This window comes from Photobacterium sp. GB-50, from assembly GCF_003026755.1.
Taxonomy (GTDB): domain Bacteria; phylum Pseudomonadota; class Gammaproteobacteria; order Enterobacterales; family Vibrionaceae; genus Photobacterium.
Genome location: NZ_PYNX01000041.1, coordinates 1 through 3895, shown reverse-complemented (window position 1 = coordinate 3895; position 3895 = coordinate 1). Strand labels below are relative to the sequence as shown.

The window sequence follows — 3895 nt, the reverse complement described above, 5'->3', positions numbered from 1 at the left end:
GGGTATCATATATGCTCGAACCGTAGGTAATGGTGGCTAACCAATACATCGCTTCTGGATTTTTTTTATCAGCTAAAGGTTGAAGTGTTTTTTCAGCTTTTCCCCATAACTTACGCTGAATATTCAACACTCCTTCAAAAAGTGGATCACCAGGTTGATAGATACTCGCGATATCAATAGAAGGGTTGATACTTGATATCGGGTTTTCTGATAAAAATTGTTCAAACACAGCAATATCGGCCTTTTGTGGCTCTGTTGCTTTTGAGCAACCGGTTAAGGCTAAAAAAGAGAAAACTAATAGAAGGGTAGTAATAGTTACTTTCATGCATTTAAGGCCTTAACTTAACGGACTGAGAAGCTAATTGATTTTAATGGCGTATAGTACACCTAAAAACAATTGGGCAATAATTTGCTTTAATATTGATTAAAAAAGCGCTTCCTTTTTATTTAGGAAGTGCTCAAAAATAATTAACCTTCAGGTACGTGAGCACCATCAATATAAATCACTCTTTTTACAGAATCTGCTTTTTCTTGAGCCTTTTTATTCGCTACAATTAAAGCTTTTTTGTCTTTAGGAGGATGAGTAATACTTATTGTAAAATCATCACCATTAAAATACTTCGTAGCTTTAGCAGAAATATACTTTTGTGTATCAGATAGCGAAGAACTTTTGTAGCTATGTAGTTGATATCCTTTCCAAGCCGCATTTGAGCCAACCGTCATGCCTTGTTCTATCAGCTGATTGAACAATTTACTATTAGTGCGATCATATTTTCCCTCATAATCCATTAATGACTCAATAGCTGGCACGAAATTTTGGAATCGTGCATAGTTAAGAAGTTTTGCAGCTATGTTTTCCATATCCTTGTCAGGATTTTCCTCATTAATAATTGTATTCGAATATTCAACAAGCGGATAATAGTAATGATTTTTCGCTGCATTGATAATGGCACTAATATATTGCTCGTGGGTTAAATCTGGTTTCAATATTGTGCTGTAATATACGGCACGAACGTTGCCTGTTTTTGCTTGTTCTGCAAAGAGTTTTTGTGCTTTCTCTACCCATTTTTCACTGCATTCACTGGAATAGTACATTTGACAAATATCGTTTTTAGGCGAAAAAAACAATGCTGCATAAGGGTTGCCTTGTTCAGCTGATTCCATATATAGCTTTTTAGCTATAGGATTGTTTTTAATACCCGTTCCCCATGTAATTGATGCTAACCAAAATTTTGCGTCAGGATTTTGGTTCTTTACCATCGGCTCAAGTTGTTTCTTTGCCTCAGCCCAAAGATTACGTTGGATGTACAAAACACTTTCAAAAAGTGGGTCACCTTGTTGGTATATACTTGCGAGATCAACGGTTGGACTTACTGATGATATAGGATTTTCTGATAAAAATTGTTCAAATACAGCAATATCGGCTTGTTGAGGTGTTGTTGCTTTTGAGCAACCGGTTAAGGCTATCGAAGAGAGAGTTAAAAGTAGGGTAGTAATTATTACTTTCATGCATTTAAGGCCTTAACTTAGTGTACTGAGAAGCTAATTGATTTTAATGCATAATTGTACACCTAAAAATTACTAGGCAATAATTTGCTCGAGGTGTAGATAGTGAGGTGAAATGTAGAGTAGGTTAAATTAAGAAAACCTATTAATAATCTGATTTTAAATAGTTAAAATCCCCCCTCAGAATAAAGGGGGGAATAGGGTGTTAATGAGAAATCATTTTATTCACTTTGTTAAAAAATCCGCTAAGGTTTTTGTCGTTATACAATTTCTCAAAAGGCTTGATACTATAACTTATCATTTCAAAATCCCATCCTTGATTATTGTTTAATTTTATAGCCTTATCGTATTCTGTTTTTAATTTAGGATCTAATTTTGAATCTGGATGTTTTAGATAATCAGAAAATGGGATGTAATTTTTCGCATTGTCATTGTTAAATAAATATGATGCTACTTCTTCATACCCGTTCAAATCACCTTTTTTAGCTAAATTATTTAACATTAAACCAAATTCTTTTTTAGAAGGACAATTTCTAAATTCTGAATTTGGCTTATCACAGTTCCCAATAAAGCTAATTATTAAATTTTTATTTTCTGCATTAATTAAAATATCTTTAGCTAATTTTTTATAATACTCGTATTCTTTATTCTGTTTATCAGTTTTGTTTTCAATAAAAAATAGAGCTTTTTGTAGCTCGTCAGCACAATAAAAAAAACGCTCTGCTGCACATTGCCTAAGAAGGTTATCTGCTTTTGGAGTGAACCATGTTCCTTCTTTATTTACTCGCTCTTCAAATGACATATAACGATACTGCTCATAATCTTCGTTATATAATACAGATGGATTCCCATTTTTCCATTTACGATAAGTGGATATTAATAATTTTTTATAACCAGAATTGTCACATAATTCTTTATATCTATTAAGTTGACAGGTTCTTTTCTCCCCATAGGTATCCATGGCATAAGGATACCCCTCATCTGTTAAAGCTTTTAGCATCTCTAAAGACTTTTTTAGATCATAACGTGCTATTGAAACTGCATAAATATATCTTGCCTCTATATTATCTTTATTATTAATATAAGGTGTAGTTAGCTCTATCGCTTTTTTAAAATCAAAATCGTACACCATAAAATTTTTCGCAAGATATATTTTATTTCTATCTGCATTTGACAGATCAGAAGAGTAACCATCTTGCGTGGTACTTGCACAGTTCCATGAAGAGAAGCTGATGGCAACAATTATCAAAGGGAAGATAAGAGACTTCATAATGTAAAATATTGCTCACGGTTGGATTTAAACAAAAGAAATATTACACTAATTTTCTGTTGGGCAATAATTTGCTCGAGGTGATTAAGAAGCGCTGCTCAATTAAATATTAGAGTGCACGCGGGTGAGCGCCATCAATGTAAATCACTTTTTTTACTGAATCAGCTTTCTCTTGAGCTTTATTATTCGCTACAATTAAAGCTTCTTTTTCTTTAGGAGGATGAGTAAAGCTTATTGCAAAGTCATCACCATTAAAAAGCTTAGTTGCTTTTGCTGCAATATATTTCTTTTTCTCAGATAAAGAGTCATCTTCAATACTTAAGATTCTATATCCTTGCCAAGCATAGTTTGAACCCAAAGAAATGCCTTGCTTCATTAATTCTTTATATAAAGAACCATTCATTCTTTTATGTTTACCCTCAATTTTCATTAAGGATTCAATAGCAGGGACAAAGTTATTAAAACCTGCATAGTTAAGAAGCTTAATAGTGATTTTCTTCATTTCTTGATTAGAATCTTCTGCTTTTCTTAAATTATTAGAGTATTCGACAAGCGGATAATAATAATGATTTTTCGCTGCATTGATAATGGCACTAATATATTGCTCGTGGGTTAAATCTGGTTTCAATATTGTACTGTAATATACGGCACGAACGTCGCCTGTTTTTGCTTGTTCTGCAAACAGGTTTCGTGCTTTTTTCGTCCATTTGTCACTGCATTTACTGGGAAAATACATTTGACATTGCTCATCATTGCTAGACAGTGCCATTGCTGAATAAGGATAACTTTCAGCCGAAACTCTTAATAGATCGTATGCTTTCGCTTTATCATTAATCCCTGAACGATAAATTACTTTTGCCAGCCAAAACATAGCATCCGGTTGTTTATTCTTCACTAGTGGCGTTAATTCTTTTTCTGCAATATCTAAGCGCTTTCGCTGTATCCCCAATACGGCCTTAAAAAGTGGATCACCAGGCTGGTAGATACTCGCAATATCAATAGAAGGGTTGATACTTGATATCGGGTTTTCTGATAAAAATTGTTCAAACACAGCAATATCGGCTTGTTGAGGTGTTGTTGCTTTTGAGCATCCATTTAAGACTAAAAAAGAGAAAACTA

At 33.5% G+C, this 3895-nt stretch carries 3 protein-coding genes and 1 pseudogene; all 4 read right to left on the bottom strand.

Features of this window, described 5'->3' with window-relative positions:
- Positions 1 to 325 (bottom strand): annotated as a pseudogene (locus C9J41_RS21505) (hypothetical protein); the annotation flags it as partial.
- Positions 326 to 468: 143 nt separating this feature from the next.
- Positions 469 to 1509 (bottom strand): sel1 repeat family protein, encoded by a 1041-nt coding sequence (locus tag C9J41_RS21500; protein WP_107295009.1) that lies wholly within the window; start codon positions 1507 to 1509, stop codon positions 469 to 471.
- 202 nt (positions 1510 to 1711) lie between these two features.
- Positions 1712 to 2776, bottom strand: coding sequence for a hypothetical protein (locus C9J41_RS21495; RefSeq protein ID WP_107291483.1), 1065 nt, complete (start codon positions 2774 to 2776; stop codon positions 1712 to 1714).
- 109 nt (positions 2777 to 2885) lie between these two features.
- The coding region (locus tag C9J41_RS21840) for a hypothetical protein (protein WP_158259689.1) at positions 2886 to 3895 on the bottom strand (1010 nt) is incomplete at its 5' end.

Coding starts and splice junctions, on each gene's coding strand:
- C9J41_RS21500 (WP_107295009.1), bottom strand. CDS start 1,509: ATGAAAGTAATAATTACTACCCTACTTTTAACTCTCTCTTCGATAGCC.
- C9J41_RS21495 (WP_107291483.1), bottom strand. CDS start 2,776: ATGAAGTCTCTTATCTTCCCTTTGATAATTGTTGCCATCAGCTTCTCT.